This is a genomic window from Pseudomonas arvensis (assembly GCF_056688935.1).
Map to the genome: position 1 here is coordinate 1,632,792 of NZ_CP162038.1, position 15,667 is coordinate 1,648,458.

Consider the following 15,667-nt stretch of genomic DNA (forward strand, 5'->3'; position numbering starts at 1 on the left):
CCTTGCGATGACATACGCACCGGGTATAGAAGAGTTCGTTGATCGTTGTAACGCGGTTATGCCTGCCGATTTCTTCACTTACGCGATGGAGGATCAGCGCCGTCTGTATCAGAGCCTTGTGGTCGAGTTTCCTTATGAGCTGCCTCCGCATGTGCATTGGGCGGAACACAGCGTTACGTGTGGTAATACGCACCTTCGATTCAGGCTCTACGAGCCGTCTCAGTCGATGAGTGACGGTATGGTTATTTATATCCGCGGCGGCGGGTTTGTCATGGGGTCCCTCGACACTCATCATTCTGTCGCGGCGGAAATCGCTTCAAAATCCCAGATCAAAGTCATGGCCGTGGACTTTCGGCTGGCACCGGAATATCCATTCCCTGTTGCACTGGAGGATTGCTACCACGCACTCCTCTACGCTTGCGCACAGGCGGATACCCTGGATATCGACCGGAAAAAAATCATCTTGGCGGGCGATAGTTCAGGCGCCAATATGGCGGTGGCGGTTGCAATGATGGCGCGTGACCGCAATGGCCCTGCGCTTGCGGGACAAGCCCTGATAAGCCCTGTATTGGATTTCACCCGCTGGCGCAATGGCGGCGATGATGCGCCGCTGCTGACCGGGGGCGAGATGGAGTTCTACACGGCCTGCTATACCCCGGACCCGTCGACCACTTCGCACCCTTACGTCTCGCCCCTGATTTCCGGCGATTTCAGCGGTTTGCCCAAGGCCTATGTGATGGGCGCGGAGAAAGATTCACTGGCGATTGATGCCCAGCTCTACGCGCAAGCCTTGCAGCGCCAGGGTATTGATGTCGAATTGGTCATCGAGCCCGGCTTGGTTCATGCCGCCATCCGCGCACGTGCGCTCAGCCCGATGGTGGAGGACGCATGGACGCGTTACTGCGCCAGAATCAGCGAAATGACGAGGGACGTATCATGACGTCCTCTCTTGAGCGTTACGCCGTGATTGTCGATCCATACTCATCCGGCAATCAGTTTGCGAAAGAGTTTGCGCGCGAGGGCGTCAGGGTGATTGCGGTGTTGTCGTGCGTGGAGCCTGCGCAGGTGTATGCCGCGTCGTATCGGCCCCAGGATTTCTTCAGGGTGTATGTGGCGCCTGCCGCTGATTTGGAGGAATTGGTTGGAGAATTACGTGACTACTCGCCCATCTGCGTGCTGACCGGCTGCGAGTCCGGGGTGGAGCTTGCTGAGCGCCTCGCCCCCCTGCTGCTGCCTCAGACGTGCAATGGGCTGGAGCTTGCCATCGCTCGGCGTGACAAGGGGTTTATGGCCGCAGCGGTGTCTGCGGCTGGCGTACCGATGATGAAGCAGATATGCACCGATGACTTAGCGAGTGTGCAACGTTGGCGCTTGGATAATGGCCTGGCCCAACGGGACCTCGTCGTCAAGCCACCCAAGAGCGCGAGTACCGATGGCGTCACCAAGGTCAGCACCGATGAAAGCTTGCAGCAGGCATTTACACGGCTGCTTCATCAGCCCAACCGGCTGGGGATTATTAACGACAGGGTTCTGGTTCAGGAGTACCTTTCCGGCACCGAGTACGTCGTTGATACCTTCAGTTACGCAGGGGTTCACACCCTGTGCAGCGTATGCCAATACGCCAAGTTAGATAACGTTAATAGCATGGCCATCTATGACCGGATGGACTGGGTCAGCCACGACGACCCAATCATTGAAACCCTGGCTGGCTATGCCGAGCAGGTGCTTAATGCGCTCGGTATTGCCTGGGGCAACTCCCATATTGAAATTATGCAAACTGTCGACGGCCCACGGTTGATCGAATTGGGTGCCAGGCCTCATGGCGGCGGGCACCCATCGCTGTGCGTGAAAGCCACGGGCGATAGCCAGGTTCATAGAGCAGTGAAGTACTTTGCCCAAGGCATCACACCATCCAAACGCTTTTACCTTCTTAAACATATGACGGTGGTTTTTTTCCGAGCGCTGGCGCCTTGCATCGTGCGCAATCTTGAAAAGCTGCACGCACTTGCCGCATTGCGCAGTTATGTTGATGCGAGCATTCAGGTCAAAGAAGGTCAAGCTGTACCGCCGACGCAGGATCTGTTCGCAACCCTGGCATTGGGCTTCGTGGTACTGGCTAACGAAGATCGGCGGCAACTTGCCGAGGATGTAGTGGCTGTTCGGCAGGCCGAAGCCGAGGTGTTTCAACAGGGTATGCAGGGGGTTGCATGATGGCTTCACCGGTACAGCACGCACCTGGCGCGTTCCATGAGGTGCGCGAGAAACAACTGTGGGTCGAACAGGCGGGTGATGGACCGCCGTTGATGTTGCTATCCGGTCTTGGCCCGGCCGGCTCACACGCCCTGTTTCATCCGCACTTCGACGCCCTGCATGCCGATTTTCGCGTCATTTATGTCGATCTTTATGGCCGTGGGCGCTCCGAGAAGCCGGACGATTTGGGCGATATCAGCTTTGCGCAGGATGTGCTCGATGTAACGGCATTGATCAGCCAACTTTGCCCGGAGGGTGTTCATCTGTTCGGTTTTTCTTACGGTGGGCTGATCAGTTTGCAGGTGGCATTGGATCAGCCCGACCTGGTGCGCTCCGTACTGCTTTGCAACTCTCTGCATAGCCCGCAGATGTGGCAGCAGAACCATGAAAATATCAATCAGGTTATTGCCACGCAGTTGCCTCATGTATGGGCGCAAATATGCCAATTGCATACTCAGGGCGAAGTGTCCACGTCGCCGCGTATGCAGGCGCTCTTCGGTCAGGCAGCCACTCTGGTCAGGTTCTATGACCCGGCTAACGCGAGCAAATTGTTCAGTGAGCCAAGCTCACGCAATACGGAGCTTTATCCGCAGTTTTGTGGTGCCGATGTTGATTTCACCCTTGGCGGGAAGTTGTTGCTGATCCCGGACTTCAGGCCGTTGCTTGAACAATTAGTGCCGCCTACCAAGGTATTGGCCGGACGTTTTGATCGGGCGCTATATCCGGCGCTTCAACTTGGGTTTCAGTGCGCGCGCGTCGAACTGACGTTCCTGGAGCAAAGTGGCTCATTCGGCTTTATTGAGGACAATGAACAAGTCTTGGGGCACATCAGGGCGCATTGCCGATGAGCCGGCGCTTTCCAACTGACGTTAACGGAGGTCATCAACGCGCGTTCGTCACAGGCGCTAACCTGCGACGAGGCCGGTGCGACTTCAGATGATCTTCAGTCGTCCTTCTTCATCAACCCCGCCAACGCCGCAAACGGGTTGTGCGTCGCCTTGGCAATCGTCGGGCTGCTGGTGGAGCCTTCGCCGAAGTACTGCTGGTCGGTGTAGCGCGAGTGTTCGTTGTCGTGGCAATACAGGCACAGCAACTCCCAGTTGGAGCCGTCCTGGGGGTTGTCATCATGATTGTGGTTACGGTGGTGTACGGTGAGTTCGCTCAGGCGCTTGCCGGCGAATTCACGGGCGCAGCGGCCGCACACGTGGGGGTACATTTTGAGGGCTTTGTCGCGGTAGCCCATTTCCCGGTCGCGCTGGGCATCGGCCAGGATGCGGTCCAGCTTGGCGGTGTGGGAGGGCGGGTTGGTCGAGCTCATGATGGCTCCTGGCTATTTGGTGGGTCACGGATAGCGTTGATTCTAGCCGTCGGCGGGCGTTTGTAGTATCGGTTCATTCATTTCACAAGGATCTGAAACCTATGCGTTGGCACACATGGACAGTTGCACTGCTCTTCGGCGCCCTGGCGGCTCACGCCCAGGCGTTCTCCACACCTCAGCCGGGCCAGGTGATCGAGGTCGCCCTCGAACAGTTGCACCCGACCCAGGCCGTAGTGGGCTTCGATCAGATCTATTACAGCCTCGGGTTGTTTGCCGACAAACCTACCAAAGCCTTCGATGAATACTGCGAGACCAACGGTCAGGGCGAGGCCGACAAGGTGCCCAAGAACGCCAAGCTGCTCCAGCCCACCAGCTTCACCTGCAAAGACCCGGTAGGCACCCACCCCGACGATATGAAAACCGTAGTGGTCGGCCCCGGCGGCCAGTTGTACCTGACCGATGGTCATCATAGCTTCACCACCCTGTGGGAAACGCCGGGGGCCGGCCCTCGATTGAAAATGTGGGTGAGGGTGACCGACGATTTCAGCAGCAGCCCAGACCTCGCGACCTTCTGGCTGCGTATGGAAGCGGCCCGCAAGGTCTGGCTCAAGGACAATCAGGGCCAGACCCTGCCGCCTGCGCAACTGCCGGCCCACCTGGGGTTCAAGAACCTGCAGGACGACACCTTTCGCAGCCTGGTGTATTTCACCCGCAAGGCTGCCTACGGCAAGCCGGACGTGGGGGAGGTCGCACCGGAATTTCTGGAGTTCTATTGGGGCAACTGGCTGCGCACGCAGATTGATCTGGGCCAGTACGACCTGAATAAAAAAGGCGGCTACAAGGCCGCTATCGAAGCGGTGGCCAAGCGCATGGTCAGCCTGGCGCCCGGCTCACAGGTCGGGGACAGCGGTTTCACTGCGCAGCAACTGGGCGGCATGAGCAAACTGGATCGCGATGAGTTGGAAAAGACCTTCGATAAAAAAGTGCCGTATGTCATCGACTACCGCAAATCCCACAACTGACCAGGGATCAAAAATGTGGGAGGGGGCAAGTCGAATCGTCGCACCGTCCCTCCCACATTAGATTTACGCTGTCGGGGACGCATGCTCAGCCCTTGAGCTTTTCCGCAATCCAGATGGTGTGACGCGTGCCCTTGTTGCCATGGGCAAACACCTGCACTTCCTCGGCCTTGAAACCGGCCTTGCGCAGTTTGTCGCTGAACAGTTTGTCGGCGCTTGCCGACCACACCGCCAGCACGCCCTTGGGCCGCAAGGCCTTGGCGCAGGCTGCGAGGCCACCGGCGGAGTAGAGCCAGCTGTTGGCTTTTTGCGTCAGGCCTTCGGGGCCGTTGTCCACATCCAGCATGATCGCGTCAAAGCCCTGGGGCTCGGCTTGCAGCACCTTGGCCACGTCTTCCAGACGGATCACGGTGCGCGGGTCCAGCAGTGGACGGCCGGACTTTTCCCCCAGCGGCCCACGGTTCCATTCCACGACGCCCGGCACCAGTTCGGCCACGACCACTTCGGCGGTTTTGCCCAGATGCTTGAGCGCCGAGGCCAGGGTAAAGCCCATGCCCAGACCACCAATCAACACCCGAGACCCCGGACGACCGGCAACCTTGCGGCAGGGGATCTCTGCCAGCGCATCTTCGGAGCCGTGCATGCGCGTGTTCATCAACTGGCCGCCGTCACCGCCCTGGATCTTGATGACAAAATCCTCGCCGTATTCGAACAGGCACAAGGCACCGCCGTTGTCGGGGATCGGGGTGGTGTCCAGCAGAACGAAACGTTTCATGGAAATCTCATTGGGAAGGGCATTCTTGCGCGGTTGGGAGTAGCCTTACGACATTCCGGTCAGGCCATGGAGCCATCGATGAAGTGCAGCATTCTAACGGTCATTGTGTTGAGCGCGCTCGCATTGGGTGCGGCGCAGGCTCAGGAGTTGCAAACCGTACCGGTCGCGCCCGCGCCAACCCCAGGTGCGCCGGGCACGCCGACGCCGACGCTGTATCCCCAGGTCAGCCCGCCAGCGCTGCCCAAGACCAACGGCTCGCCGCCCTTGGCGCCCATCGTGCTGCCGACGCCACCGAAGGACCAGACGGTGCCCGGCCTGCAGCAGAACGACAGCAAACCGAAACCCCCCGGCGGTTAAAACGGTTGGGACAGTAACTGCCCATCCGCCATGCGCAGGCGCTTGGACAAGGCAATCGCAATCGCCCGGATGATCTTGGCGGCCACCCGTGGTGTTTCGTTGAGCATTTTTTCCAGGGAGTCCTTGCCCAGGTTCAACAACACGCAGTCGCTGGCCGCCACGCAACTGGCGGAGCGCCGCTCGCCGTCAAGTACCGCCATCTCACCAAAGGCCCGACCACTGCGCAGGGTGGCGATGGTCAGGCGCTGGCCGTCGTGATTGGTTTTCTGCACCGCCACCTGGCCGCTGTGGATGATGCACATAAAGGTGCCGGCATCGCCTTCGAGGAAAATCGCTTCGTCCTGGGCAATGCTGCTGATATTGAAGTAGCCGGCGGCGACGTGAAAATCCTCCGGCAACAGAGGGTCGAACAGGCCGCAGTCCATGAGCATGTCGCGGATTTCATCGTTCAGTAAAGTCGGTTGTGGCATGACTGGTCCATCAATCGGTAAGCGGTCCTGTGTTCAGACAGAACCGCCGCACTAAGTTCCTAAATTAACCCCAGCGCCTTGAACACAAATGCATATTCGAGCGCTACGTCACGTAATCCCTGGTAACGACCGCTCATCCCACCATGGCCGGCGCCCAGTTCGGTCTTGAGCAACAGCAGGTTGTTGTCGGTTTTGGTGTCACGCAGCCTGGCCACCCACTTGGCGGCTTCCCAGTACTGCACGCGGCTGTCGTTGTAGCCGGCGATCACCAGCAGATGCGGGTAGGCCTGGGCCTGGACATTTTCGTAAGGCGCGTAGGCCTTGATGCGCTCATACACCTCGGGCTCGTCGGGGTTGCCCCACTCGTCGTACTCGGTGATGGTCAGCGGCAGATCCGGGTCGAGCATGGTGTTGAGCACATCGACGAACGGCACTTCGGCAATCGCCGCCTGGAACAACTCCGGACGCTGGTTGAGCACCGCGCCGATCAACAGGCCGCCGGCACTGCCGCCGCTGATGGCCAGTTGCTTGGCGGTGGTCAAGCCTTGGGCGATCAGGTGTTCGGCGCAGGCGATAAAGTCACTGAAGGTGTTCTGCTTGTGTTCCTGCTTGCCGTTGCGGTACCAGGCTTCACCCAGCTCGCCGCCGCCACGCACGTGGGCAATCGCAAACGCGACGCCACGGTCGAGCAGACTGAGGCGCGCGTGGGAAAACCACGGGTCGAGGCTTTGGCCGTAGGCGCCGTAGCCATACAGGTAAAGCGGCGTGGTTTTGCCGAGCTGGTCGCGCTTGACCACCAGGCTGATCGGTACCTGGGTGCCATCGGCAGAGGTGGCCCACAAGCGCTGGCTCACGTAATCGTCGGCATTGAACACACCGAGCACCGGGGTTTCCTTGAGCACCTGTTGCGCGCCGCTGGCCAGTTCCAGCTGACGCACCTGGGCCGGGCGATTGAGGGCCTCATACCGCAGGCGAATTTTGTCGCTGACGAATTCCAGGCTGTTCTGTACGTAGAGGCTGTAGGCGGCGTCGGGCAATTCCACGCGATACGCGGGCAGGCCCTGCGGGTGCACTTCGATCACCGGCAGGCCACCGATGCGCAGGCTCAGGGTCATGGCGCCGGTATTGAGGCTCACACCGTCGAGCATCACGTCATCGCTGTGGGGGATCAGGTTTTGCCACTCATCCTCGGTGGGCACATCGCCAATGTCGGTTGCAACGAACAGCGCATAGTTGATGCCATCCCGGTTGCTGCGGATAAACCAGGTCCACGCGCCATTCAGTTGGCCGTGGTCGACGTCGTATTCGTGGTCCTCGACCCGAGGCGCCAGGCAGGTGAAGGCCAGGTGCGGCTGGTCGGCGTCCAGCGCCCAGACTTCGCTGGTGGTCTTGCTGCCCAGGGCCAGCAGCAACTGGCGCTCGGAGCTGGAACGGTAGCAATGCAGGAAGAAACGCCCGTCGGGCTCGTGGAACACTTCCTGCGCTGCCGTGCCGTCCAGGCGATAGCGATACAGTTTGTGCGGACGGTGGGTGTCGTCCAGTTCGCCGAAGAACAGGGTCAGGCTGTCGTTGGCCCAGGTCATGCTGCCGTCGCAGTCCTGGAACTCCAGTTCGCTGACCTTGCCCGTCGCCAATTCCTTCACGAACAGGGTGTAGATCTCATCGCCGCTGGTGTCCAGGCTGTAGGCCAGGCGCTGGTGGTCGGGGCTGATGCTGAACGCGCCGAGGGAGAAAAAGCCGCCATTGGCCAGTTCGTTCGGGTCCAGCAACAGCTCTTCGCTGCTGTCGTCGACCTGGTTGCTGTCATCGGCCGGACGGCGGCAGCGGTAGTGCCGGGCGTACTCGTCACCGGCGGTGGTGCGGGTGTAATAGAGGTACGGGCCCCACGGGGAGGGCAGCGACAGGTCGGTTTCGAGGATGCGGCCCTTGATCTCTTCAAACAGGCTTTCGCGCAAGTCTGCCTGATCGGCGAGCTGGGCTTCCTGCCAGGCATTTTCGGCCTTGAGGTAATCGAGCACTTCAGTGCTGTCGCGTTCTTGCAGCCAGGCGTAAGGATCCTGGCCTGGGGCCTTGCGGGCAATCGGGGGGCGCGATACAGGCATGGATTATTCTCTATCTGGCGGACGGTGGCAGGCTTTGCAGCCGCGACACGCAAAAGCCGTTATCATAGCCGCCTCTTTGCCAGCCTTGCCATGGACACCATGACCGAGAACGACTATCTGACCGCTTGGGGCCTTTACGCCTTCGCCGCTTTGGGCTGCCTGTTGGTGTGGTGGCGCATGACGCGCTGGATCTGGCGCTGGCTGCGCGAGCCGCTGCAATTGCTGATGGCCGTGTTGCTGTTCAGCCCGACCATCGTCGACCCGGTCAAGACCCAGTTCGCGCCGGCCGTGGCCATTACCGCCCTGGACCTGGTGCTCAAGGTCGGCAACAACGCCTGGCGGGCGATTTCCGATTTGTTCATGTACACCATGATCGCCTTTGGCGTGTACCTGGTGATTGTGTTGATCCGCTGGCCCATCGAGCGCGCCGCCAATGCGCGTCGTGAGCGCAAGGCCGCCACCGATGCAGCCCTGGCCGCTGAAGCGGTGGAAGAAGACGACGAGCCATTCCGCCGTCCGGCGCCTGTCAGCGGCATGCGGGTCGAACCGCGCCTTTAACGTTGCAGCGAGAGCCCTGGCATGTGTGAATTATTGGGCATGAGTGCCAACGTCCCCACCGATATCGTGTTCAGCTTTACCGGGCTGATGCAGCGCGGTGGGCGCACCGGCCCCCACCGCGACGGTTGGGGTATCGCCTTCTACGAAGGCCGTGGCCTGCGCCTGTTCCAGGACCCGGCCGCGAGCAGTGAATCGGAAGTCGCGCTGCTGGTGCAGCGTTATCCCATCAAGAGTGAAGTGGTGATCGGCCATATCCGCCAGGCCAACGTGGGCAAAGTGAGTCTGGCCAATACCCACCCGTTCGTGCGTGAATTGTGGGGTCGCAACTGGTGTTTCGCCCATAACGGCCAATTGGCGGACTTCAACCCGCGCGCCACGTTCTACCGCCCGGTCGGCGATACCGACAGCGAGGCAGCCTTCTGCGACTTGCTCAACCGCGTGCGCGAGGCCTTTCCCGAGCCGGTGGACATCGAGCAGATGCTGCCCGACCTGATCGCCGCCTGTGCCGAATACCGCAGCAAAGGCGTGTTCAACTGCCTGCTCAGCGATGGCGACTGGCTGTTCTGCTACTGCTCGACCAAGTTGGCGCAGATCACCCGGCGTGCCCCGTTTGGCCCGGCGCGGTTGAAGGATGTCGACGTGATCGTCGATTTCCAGGCCGAAACCACACCCAATGATGTAGTGACGGTGATCGCCACCGAACCGTTGACCGACAACGAAAACTGGACCCGTTACGAACCGGGCCAATGGAGCCTGTGGCGACGCGGTGAATGCGTCAGCCAGGGCATTACTGAGTAAGGATATCGACCATGTTGCTCAGCTATCTGCGGTTGGTGCTGTTTGCCATTGGCCTGTTGGTCGGCGTGCAAGTGCCGGGTTTTATCAACGACTATGCCAAGCGCGTCGAAGCCCACCTGATCGAGGCCCAGACGGGGCTGAGCGGGTTTGAAACCACTGCGCGGCAGTTCTTCAACGGTGATTTGAAAGCGTTGGTGGCGCATTACCGCGCCAGTGACGACCCCGTGTTCCAGAGCGACGCCAATAGCCTGGGCGCGATGCTTGATCGCCAGGTGGCGCTGGACAAGCAATTCCAGGCCATGCAAGGCCCGTGGTACATCCGCGCCTTGCAAGTGGCGGTGGCTGCCGACCCGGATATCCGCCAGGAAACCTGGAACGGCTACAGCTACCAGATCCTGCTGACCCCTGAAGCCATGGGCTGGGGCCTGGGCGGGGCGATGCTGCTGTCGTTTGGGTTGGAATGCCTGTTCCGCCTGATCGACTGGGTGGTGTTGGGCGGCAAGCGCCTGCGCCAGAGCCGGCCGATTGAAGAGCGGGACCTGAAAGGTCTTTAACGCCCAACCCGGTCCAATGTGGGAGGGGGTAAGCCCCCTCCCACATTAGATCTCCTGCATTATGGGGATCGGCGTTTATTTGGACAGGAAGCGCATGCCTTCTTCCAGCCCGCGCAGGGTCAGCGGATACATCTGATCCTCCACCAACTCCCGCACAATCCCCGTCGACGCCGTAAAGTCCCAAGTGTCCTTCGGATACGGATTGATCCAGATCAGCTTCTTGTACTTGGCCATGAAACGCTGCATCCACACATAGCCCGGCTCTTCGTTCCAATGCTCGACGCTGCCGCCGGCCTGGGTGATTTCATACGGCGCCATCGATGCGTCGCCGATAAAGATCACTTTGTAGTCGGCGCCATACTTGTGCAGCAGGTCCTGGGTGGAAGTGCGCTCCGAGGTGCGGCGCTGGTTGTTCTTCCACACCGACTCATACACGAAGTTATGGAAGTAGAAGTACTCCAGGTGTTTGAACTCGGTCTTGCAGGCGGAGAACAGCTCTTCGCAGATTTTCACGTGGGCATCCATCGAGCCGCCGATATCGAACAGCAGCAACAGCTTGATGGTATTGCGCCGTTCCGGGCGCATCTGGATATTCAGCAAGCCGGCGTCGCGGGCGGTGTGGTCGATGGTGCCGTCGATGTCCAACTCGTCGGCGGCACCCTGGCGCGCGAATTTGCGCAGGCGGCGCAGTGCAATCTTGATGTTGCGCGTGCCCAGTTCCACCTGATCGTCGAGGTTCTTGTACTCGCGCTGGTCCCAGACTTTCACCGCCTTGCCCTGGCGCTTGCCGGCGTCACCGACGCGGATGCCTTCGGGGTTGTAGCCACCGGAGCCAAACGGGCTGGTACCGCCGGTGCCGATCCATTTATTGCCGCCGGCGTGGCGTTCTTTCTGTTCTTCCAGGCGTTTCTTGAACTCTTCGATCAGCTTGTCGAGGCCGCCGAGGGATTGGATCTGCGCGCGTTCTTCGTCACTCAGCGAACGCTCGAATTCCTTGCGCAGCCACTCTTCGGGGATCAGCGCCTGCAAATGGTCGTCGAGCTTTTCCAGGCCGTTGAAATAGGCGCCGAAGGCACGGTCGAACTTGTCGAAATGCCGCTCGTCCTTGACCAGGATCGCCCGGGCCAAGTAGTAGAACTCGTCCATGTCGGCGAAGGTCACGCGCTGCTTGAGCGCGTTGATCAGGTCGAGCAACTCGCGCACCGACACCGGCACTTTGGCGGCGCGCATCTCGTTGAACAGGTTGAGCAACATCAGCGATTACCGCGACGGCTCATGAACGCCAGACGCTCCAGCAATTGCACGTCTTGCTCGTTCTTGACCAAGGCGCCGGCCAGCGGCGGGATGGCTTTGGTCGGATCGCGTTCGCGCAGCACCGCTTCACCGATATTGTCGGCCATCAGCAGCTTGAGCCAGTCGACCAGTTCGGAGGTGGACGGTTTTTTCTTCAGGCCCGGGACTTTGCGCACGTCGAAGAACACGTCGAGGGCTTCGCTGACCAGGTCTTTCTTGATGTCGGGGTAGTGCACATCCACGATCTTCTGCAGGGTGGTGCGGTCGGGGAAGGCGATGTAGTGGAAGAAGCAACGGCGCAGGAATGCGTCCGGCAGCTCTTTTTCGTTGTTGGAGGTAATGATGATGATCGGGCGCTTCTTGGCCTTTATGGTCTCGTCGATTTCGTAGACGTAGAACTCCATCTTGTCGAGTTCTTGCAGCAGGTCGTTGGGGAACTCGATGTCGGCCTTGTCGATTTCATCGATCAGCAGGATCACCCGTTCTTCGGACTCGAACGCTTCCCACAACTTGCCCTTCTTCAGGTAGTTGCGCACATCGTGCACCTTGTCCACGCCCAACTGCGAGTCGCGCAGGCGGCTGACCGCATCGTACTCGTAGAGGCCCTGGTGGGCCTTGGTGGTGGACTTGATGTGCCAGGTGATCAGCTTGGCACCGAAGGATTCGGCCAGTTGCTCGGCGAGCATCGTCTTGCCGGTGCCCGGTTCGCCCTTGACCAGCAACGGCCGCTCCAGGGTGATGGCGGCGTTGACGGCCAGTTTCAGGTCATCGGTAGCCACATAGGCCTGGGTGCCTTCGAACTTCATCGGTGTTTCCTCGCATTCATCAATGCCCCGACTATACCGCGCAGCCCCGGCGACTGTGAACGCAGACGGGTTATTCAGTCTCTGAATGGCCGGTCACATGGGATATCAGTCTGCCGATGGCTTGGGTTGCTCATAACGTGCATTGAACGCCTGGATAAAACCATTGCGCAAAATCCCCAAAAACGCAGAGAACGCGCTGACATTTTGTTGATGTACGCTGCCACTGAGCTCGACGCGGGTGGCGAACTGGTTTTTCTGCTGGTTCTTCAGCACCGTCTCGCTGGTGCCAACCACCGCCTCCCAGATCGAGCGGAAGATGTTCTTGTCCTTGTTCTCCACGTCCTGCTGCCAGTCAAACACTTCCACATCCCTTAACAACGGCTTGATGTAGCCGGTCAGTTGGCCTTTTTCGGCCTGGGCTTCGATCACCACGTCGCCGTTACCGGCCTTGAAGTCGAACTTGCCGTAGGCCGAGGCGAAGTCATTCATGCGCTTGAGCTGCAGGTCCTTGGCGCGGAAACGGAACTCGAAGTTCTCGAAATTGCTCAGTGGGTCAAAGGTGGCGCTGGCTTCCAGCGGGGCCTGGCCTTGCAGCAGGGCCTTGCCGTCGAAGCGGGCGTCGCGCTTGCCTTTGACGTCGACCACGTTGGTCAGGTTGTAGAAGCTGGCGTTGACGTCAGTGGCATCGATTTTTACCGCAGGTTTGGAGCTGAAGTTGTGGAAGGCGATCTTGCCGTCTTCGATGCGCACTTCATCAAGGGTGATGGGTGCCAGCTTGCTCAACTGCTCGCGCCAGTCGGTGCCCTTACCTGTCTGGGACGCCTGCTTGTTGGCGCCGCCGTCGACGAAGTTCACTTCAGGTTTGATAAACCGCACCTTGGCGACCACTGCATGGTCGTACCACAGCGAATGCCAGCTCACCGCCAGGTCGATCAGCGGGGCGTTGACAAACGGTACGGGCACTTTGCCGTCGACCTTGATGATTTCAAGGCCGTTGATCCGGTACGCGCCCCGCCATAGCGCCAGGTCCACGTCGGTCACCTGGCCTCGGTAATCGCCCATATTGGCGAGTTTGTCATTCAAATAGTTGCGCACCAGGTAGGGCAGGGCGATGCTCAAGGCGACCAGGACCACCAGCACTCCGGCGACGGTCCATAGTGGCCAGCTGTAGCGACGTTTCATCGGGCAGTTCTCCTTGCAGATGAAACATGGACTGTCTTGATCCGCGCAACGTTCCTCTGACTGGACGCTTTGTACTACGAGGCATACCCTTGTTGCCTTCTTGAAATTGCCTACAAGGACCCGTCATGAGCCGCATTTTTGCAGACAACGCGCACTCCATCGGTAACACGCCCCTGGTGCAGATCAACCGCATCGCCCCGCGTGGCGTGACCATCCTGGCGAAGATCGAAGGGCGTAACCCGGGTTACTCGGTAAAGTGCCGCATCGGCGCGAACATGATCTGGGACGCGGAAAGCACCGGCAAACTCAAGCCGGGCATGACCATTGTCGAGCCGACGTCGGGCAATACCGGCATCGGCCTGGCGTTTGTCGCCGCCGCCCGTGGCTACAAGTTGCTGCTGACCATGCCGGCGTCCATGAGCATCGAGCGCCGCAAAGTGCTCAAGGCCCTCGGTGCCGAGCTGGTACTGACCGAGCCGGCCAAAGGCATGAAGGGCGCTATCGAAAAGGCCGGCGAAATCGTTGCCAGCGACCCGGCCACCTACTTTATGCCGGCCCAGTTCGAAAACCCGGCCAACCCGGCGATCCACGAGAAAACCACCGGCCCGGAAATCTGGAATGACACCGACGGTGCGGTGGATGTGCTGGTAGCGGGCGTGGGCACCGGCGGCACCATCACCGGCGTATCGCGCTATATCAAGAACACCGCGGGCAAGCCGATTCTGTCGGTGGCCGTTGAGCCGGTGGTGTCGCCGGTGATCACCCAGGCGCTGGCTGGCGATGAGATCAAGCCGAGCCCGCATAAAATCCAGGGCATCGGCGCCGGTTTTGTACCGAAAAACCTCGACTTGTCGATGGTTGACCGCGTGGAGCTGGTGACCGACGACGAATCCAAGGCCATGGCCCTGCGCCTGATGCAGGAAGAGGGGATTCTGTGCGGCATCTCCTGCGGTGCCGCCATGGCGGTGGCCGTGCGCCTGGCCGAGAAACCGGAAATGCAGGGCAAGACCATCGTGGTGATCCTGCCGGACTCCGGTGAGCGCTACCTGTCGAGCATGCTGTTCAGCGATTTGTTTACCGAGCAGGAAAACCAGGCTTGATGTATGTCAGCGCCGATACCTTGGGCCTTCTGCATACTGGCCCAAGTGTTTATGATGCCCGGCGCATATTTCCAGGAGTTGCTGCATGACCTTTTCTTTGGCCGCCAAACTGTCGGTGCTGCTGCTGTTTATCGGTAGCACACTGTATGTCCACTTGCGCGGCAAGGCCCGTCTACCGATGTTGCGCCAGTTCGTAAACCATTCGGCGCTGTTCGCCCCGTATAACGCCTTGATGTATCTGTTTTCGGCAGTGCCGTCCAAACCCTACCTGGACCGCAGCAAGTTCCCGGAACTGGATGTGCTCAAGGACAACTGGGAGGTGATCCGCGAAGAGGCCATGCACCTGTTCGACGAGGGTTACATCCGCGCCGCCGAAAAGAACAACGATGCCGGTTTCGGGTCGTTCTTCAAGAAGGGCTGGAAGCGCTTCTACCTCAAGTGGTACGACAAACCCCTGCCATCGGCCGAGGCGCTGTGCCCGAAAACCGTGGCACTGGTGAGCAGCATTCCCAACGTCAAGGGCGCGATGTTTGCGCTGTTGCCGGGCGGCAGCCACCTCAACCCGCACCGCGACCCTTTTGCCGGTTCCCTGCGTTATCACCTGGGGCTGTCCACGCCCAACTCCGATGCCTGCCGCATCTTCGTCGACGGCCAGGAATACGCATGGCGCGACGGCGACGACGTGATGTTCGACGAAACCTACGTGCATTGGGTGAAGAATGAAACCGAACAGACCCGTGTGATTCTGTTCTGCGACATTGAGCGTCCCCTGAGCAACCGCGTGATGACCCGCCTCAACCGTTGGGTCAGCAAGCAACTGGGCCGTGCGACCGCGCCGCAGAACCTGGATGACGAGCGTGTTGGCGGGATCAACCAGGCGTATGCCTGGAGCAAGACCTTCAGCGACAAGTTCAGCGGCCAGGTCAAGCAGTGGAAGCGCAAACATCCCAAGGCTTACCGCATTGCGCGGCCGGTGTTGGCGGTGGTCGTGCTGGTGCTGCTGTGGAAATGGCTGTTCGGCTGATCTGAAAGTTTAAACGCGGTCAAAAATGGGGAAGGGGGCTTGCCCCCGATGACAGTGGGTC

At 59.9% G+C, this 15,667-nt stretch carries 17 protein-coding genes; 10 read left to right on the forward strand and 7 right to left on the reverse strand.

The window, feature by feature from the left end:
• The first annotated feature begins 7 nt into the window (after nucleotides 1-7).
• Genes AB3G88_RS07490 through AB3G88_RS07500 form a run of 3 tightly spaced genes read left to right on the forward strand, consistent with a single transcriptional unit; the run spans nucleotide 8 to nucleotide 3,098 of the window.
• Complete coding sequence (locus AB3G88_RS07490) at nucleotides 8-940, forward strand: alpha/beta hydrolase (protein ID WP_400527101.1); 933 nt, start codon at nucleotides 8-10, stop codon at nucleotides 938-940.
• A complete protein-coding gene (locus AB3G88_RS07495) occupies nucleotides 889-2,211 on the forward strand; it encodes an ATP-grasp domain-containing protein (protein ID WP_480453573.1) in 1,323 nt (440 codons plus the stop codon). The genes AB3G88_RS07490 and AB3G88_RS07495 overlap by 52 nt, the downstream gene beginning before the upstream one ends.
• Nucleotides 2,208-3,098, forward strand: a complete 891-nt coding sequence (locus AB3G88_RS07500) for an alpha/beta fold hydrolase (RefSeq protein ID WP_400527097.1) — start codon at nucleotides 2,208-2,210, stop codon at nucleotides 3,096-3,098. Before AB3G88_RS07495 ends, AB3G88_RS07500 begins: the two co-directional genes overlap by 4 nt.
• A 95-nt stretch (nucleotides 3,099-3,193) precedes the next feature.
• Here the strand turns inward: AB3G88_RS07500 and AB3G88_RS07505 are convergent, their stop codons facing one another.
• Nucleotides 3,194-3,568 (reverse strand): YajD family HNH nuclease, encoded by a 375-nt coding sequence (locus tag AB3G88_RS07505; protein WP_003210675.1) that lies wholly within the window; start codon nucleotides 3,566-3,568, stop codon nucleotides 3,194-3,196.
• 101 nt (nucleotides 3,569-3,669) lie between these two features.
• On the opposite strand from AB3G88_RS07505, the gene AB3G88_RS07510 reads away from it, so the two are divergent.
• A complete protein-coding gene (locus AB3G88_RS07510; RefSeq protein ID WP_480453575.1) occupies nucleotides 3,670-4,590 on the forward strand; it encodes a ParB/Srx family N-terminal domain-containing protein in 921 nt (306 codons plus the stop codon).
• 85 nt (nucleotides 4,591-4,675) lie between these two features.
• On the opposite strand, the gene AB3G88_RS07515 is transcribed toward AB3G88_RS07510, so the two are convergent.
• Nucleotides 4,676-5,362: a spermidine synthase gene (locus AB3G88_RS07515; RefSeq protein WP_046035159.1), complete on the reverse strand. Its 687-nt coding sequence runs from the start codon at nucleotides 5,360-5,362 to the stop codon at nucleotides 4,676-4,678.
• A gap of 78 nt (nucleotides 5,363-5,440) precedes the next feature.
• Here AB3G88_RS07515 and AB3G88_RS07520 point away from each other — a divergent pair, with 78 nt between their 5' ends.
• Complete coding sequence (locus tag AB3G88_RS07520; RefSeq protein WP_480453576.1) at nucleotides 5,441-5,719, forward strand: hypothetical protein; 279 nt, start codon at nucleotides 5,441-5,443, stop codon at nucleotides 5,717-5,719.
• Here the strand turns inward: AB3G88_RS07520 and AB3G88_RS07525 are convergent.
• Both AB3G88_RS07525 and AB3G88_RS07530 read right to left on the reverse strand, forming a co-directional pair.
• The gene (locus AB3G88_RS07525; protein ID WP_099587452.1) at nucleotides 5,716-6,189 is read right to left on the reverse strand and encodes a cyclic nucleotide-binding domain-containing protein; all 474 of its coding nucleotides are present in this window, start codon (nucleotides 6,187-6,189) and stop codon (nucleotides 5,716-5,718) included. The genes AB3G88_RS07520 and AB3G88_RS07525 overlap by 4 nt on opposite strands.
• 59 nt (nucleotides 6,190-6,248) lie before the next feature.
• The gene (locus tag AB3G88_RS07530) at nucleotides 6,249-8,291 is read right to left on the reverse strand and encodes a S9 family peptidase (protein WP_480453577.1); all 2,043 of its coding nucleotides are present in this window, start codon (nucleotides 8,289-8,291) and stop codon (nucleotides 6,249-6,251) included.
• Between the two features lie 24 nt (nucleotides 8,292-8,315).
• On the opposite strand from AB3G88_RS07530, the gene AB3G88_RS07535 reads away from it, so the two are divergent.
• From AB3G88_RS07535 to AB3G88_RS07545, 3 genes are read left to right on the forward strand one after another with little or no spacing between them, the layout of a single operon-like run.
• Nucleotides 8,316-8,849: an MFS transporter gene (locus AB3G88_RS07535; RefSeq protein ID WP_099587450.1), complete on the forward strand. Its 534-nt coding sequence runs from the start codon at nucleotides 8,316-8,318 to the stop codon at nucleotides 8,847-8,849.
• Nucleotides 8,850-8,870: 21 nt separating this feature from the next.
• Complete coding sequence (locus AB3G88_RS07540; protein WP_024074057.1) at nucleotides 8,871-9,647, forward strand: class II glutamine amidotransferase; 777 nt, start codon at nucleotides 8,871-8,873, stop codon at nucleotides 9,645-9,647.
• Nucleotides 9,648-9,658: 11 nt separating this feature from the next.
• Complete coding sequence (locus AB3G88_RS07545) at nucleotides 9,659-10,201, forward strand: DUF2937 family protein (RefSeq protein WP_032888750.1); 543 nt, start codon at nucleotides 9,659-9,661, stop codon at nucleotides 10,199-10,201.
• Between the two features lie 75 nt (nucleotides 10,202-10,276).
• Here the strand turns inward: AB3G88_RS07545 and AB3G88_RS07550 are convergent, their stop codons facing one another.
• From AB3G88_RS07550 to AB3G88_RS07560, 3 genes are all read right to left on the reverse strand, one after another.
• The gene (locus AB3G88_RS07550; RefSeq protein ID WP_099587449.1) at nucleotides 10,277-11,455 is read right to left on the reverse strand and encodes a vWA domain-containing protein; all 1,179 of its coding nucleotides are present in this window, start codon (nucleotides 11,453-11,455) and stop codon (nucleotides 10,277-10,279) included.
• Nucleotides 11,455-12,300 carry an AAA family ATPase gene (locus tag AB3G88_RS07555; protein ID WP_003210690.1) on the reverse strand — a complete coding sequence of 282 codons (846 nt, stop codon included), beginning with the start codon at nucleotides 12,298-12,300 and terminating at the stop codon, nucleotides 11,455-11,457. The genes AB3G88_RS07550 and AB3G88_RS07555 overlap by 1 nt, the downstream gene beginning before the upstream one ends.
• A 105-nt stretch (nucleotides 12,301-12,405) precedes the next feature.
• Entirely contained in the window at nucleotides 12,406-13,482 is a 1,077-nt protein-coding gene (locus AB3G88_RS07560) for a DUF748 domain-containing protein (protein WP_112194074.1), read from the reverse strand.
• A 125-nt stretch (nucleotides 13,483-13,607) separates the two neighbouring features.
• On the opposite strand from AB3G88_RS07560, the gene cysK reads away from it, so the two are divergent.
• On the forward strand, nucleotides 13,608-14,582 hold the full coding sequence (gene cysK, locus AB3G88_RS07565; RefSeq protein WP_099587447.1) for a cysteine synthase A: 975 nt from the start codon (nucleotides 13,608-13,610) through the stop codon (nucleotides 14,580-14,582).
• An 85-nt stretch (nucleotides 14,583-14,667) separates the two neighbouring features.
• Complete coding sequence (locus AB3G88_RS07570) at nucleotides 14,668-15,606, forward strand: aspartyl/asparaginyl beta-hydroxylase domain-containing protein (protein WP_099587446.1); 939 nt, start codon at nucleotides 14,668-14,670, stop codon at nucleotides 15,604-15,606.
• The last annotated feature ends 61 nt before the right edge of the window (nucleotides 15,607-15,667 follow it).

Bases quoted from the DNA above. Each gene is read 5' to 3' on its own strand.
- AB3G88_RS07490 (WP_400527101.1), top strand. From the start codon at position 8: ATGACATACGCACCGGGTATAGAAGAGTTCGTTGATCGTTGTAACGCG.
- AB3G88_RS07495 (WP_480453573.1), top strand. From the start codon at position 889: ATGGACGCGTTACTGCGCCAGAATCAGCGAAATGACGAGGGACGTATC.
- AB3G88_RS07500 (WP_400527097.1), top strand. From the start codon at position 2,208: ATGATGGCTTCACCGGTACAGCACGCACCTGGCGCGTTCCATGAGGTG.
- AB3G88_RS07505 (WP_003210675.1), bottom strand. From the start codon at position 3,568: ATGAGCTCGACCAACCCGCCCTCCCACACCGCCAAGCTGGACCGCATC.
- AB3G88_RS07510 (WP_480453575.1), top strand. From the start codon at position 3,670: ATGCGTTGGCACACATGGACAGTTGCACTGCTCTTCGGCGCCCTGGCG.
- AB3G88_RS07515 (WP_046035159.1), bottom strand. From the start codon at position 5,362: ATGAAACGTTTCGTTCTGCTGGACACCACCCCGATCCCCGACAACGGC.
- AB3G88_RS07520 (WP_480453576.1), top strand. From the start codon at position 5,441: ATGAAGTGCAGCATTCTAACGGTCATTGTGTTGAGCGCGCTCGCATTG.
- AB3G88_RS07525 (WP_099587452.1), bottom strand. From the start codon at position 6,189: ATGCCACAACCGACTTTACTGAACGATGAAATCCGCGACATGCTCATG.
- AB3G88_RS07530 (WP_480453577.1), bottom strand. From the start codon at position 8,291: ATGCCTGTATCGCGCCCCCCGATTGCCCGCAAGGCCCCAGGCCAGGAT.
- AB3G88_RS07540 (WP_024074057.1), top strand. From the start codon at position 8,871: ATGTGTGAATTATTGGGCATGAGTGCCAACGTCCCCACCGATATCGTG.
- AB3G88_RS07545 (WP_032888750.1), top strand. From the start codon at position 9,659: ATGTTGCTCAGCTATCTGCGGTTGGTGCTGTTTGCCATTGGCCTGTTG.
- AB3G88_RS07550 (WP_099587449.1), bottom strand. From the start codon at position 11,455: ATGTTGCTCAACCTGTTCAACGAGATGCGCGCCGCCAAAGTGCCGGTG.
- AB3G88_RS07555 (WP_003210690.1), bottom strand. From the start codon at position 12,300: ATGAAGTTCGAAGGCACCCAGGCCTATGTGGCTACCGATGACCTGAAA.
- AB3G88_RS07560 (WP_112194074.1), bottom strand. From the start codon at position 13,482: ATGAAACGTCGCTACAGCTGGCCACTATGGACCGTCGCCGGAGTGCTG.
- cysK (WP_099587447.1), top strand. From the start codon at position 13,608: ATGAGCCGCATTTTTGCAGACAACGCGCACTCCATCGGTAACACGCCC.
- AB3G88_RS07570 (WP_099587446.1), top strand. From the start codon at position 14,668: ATGACCTTTTCTTTGGCCGCCAAACTGTCGGTGCTGCTGCTGTTTATC.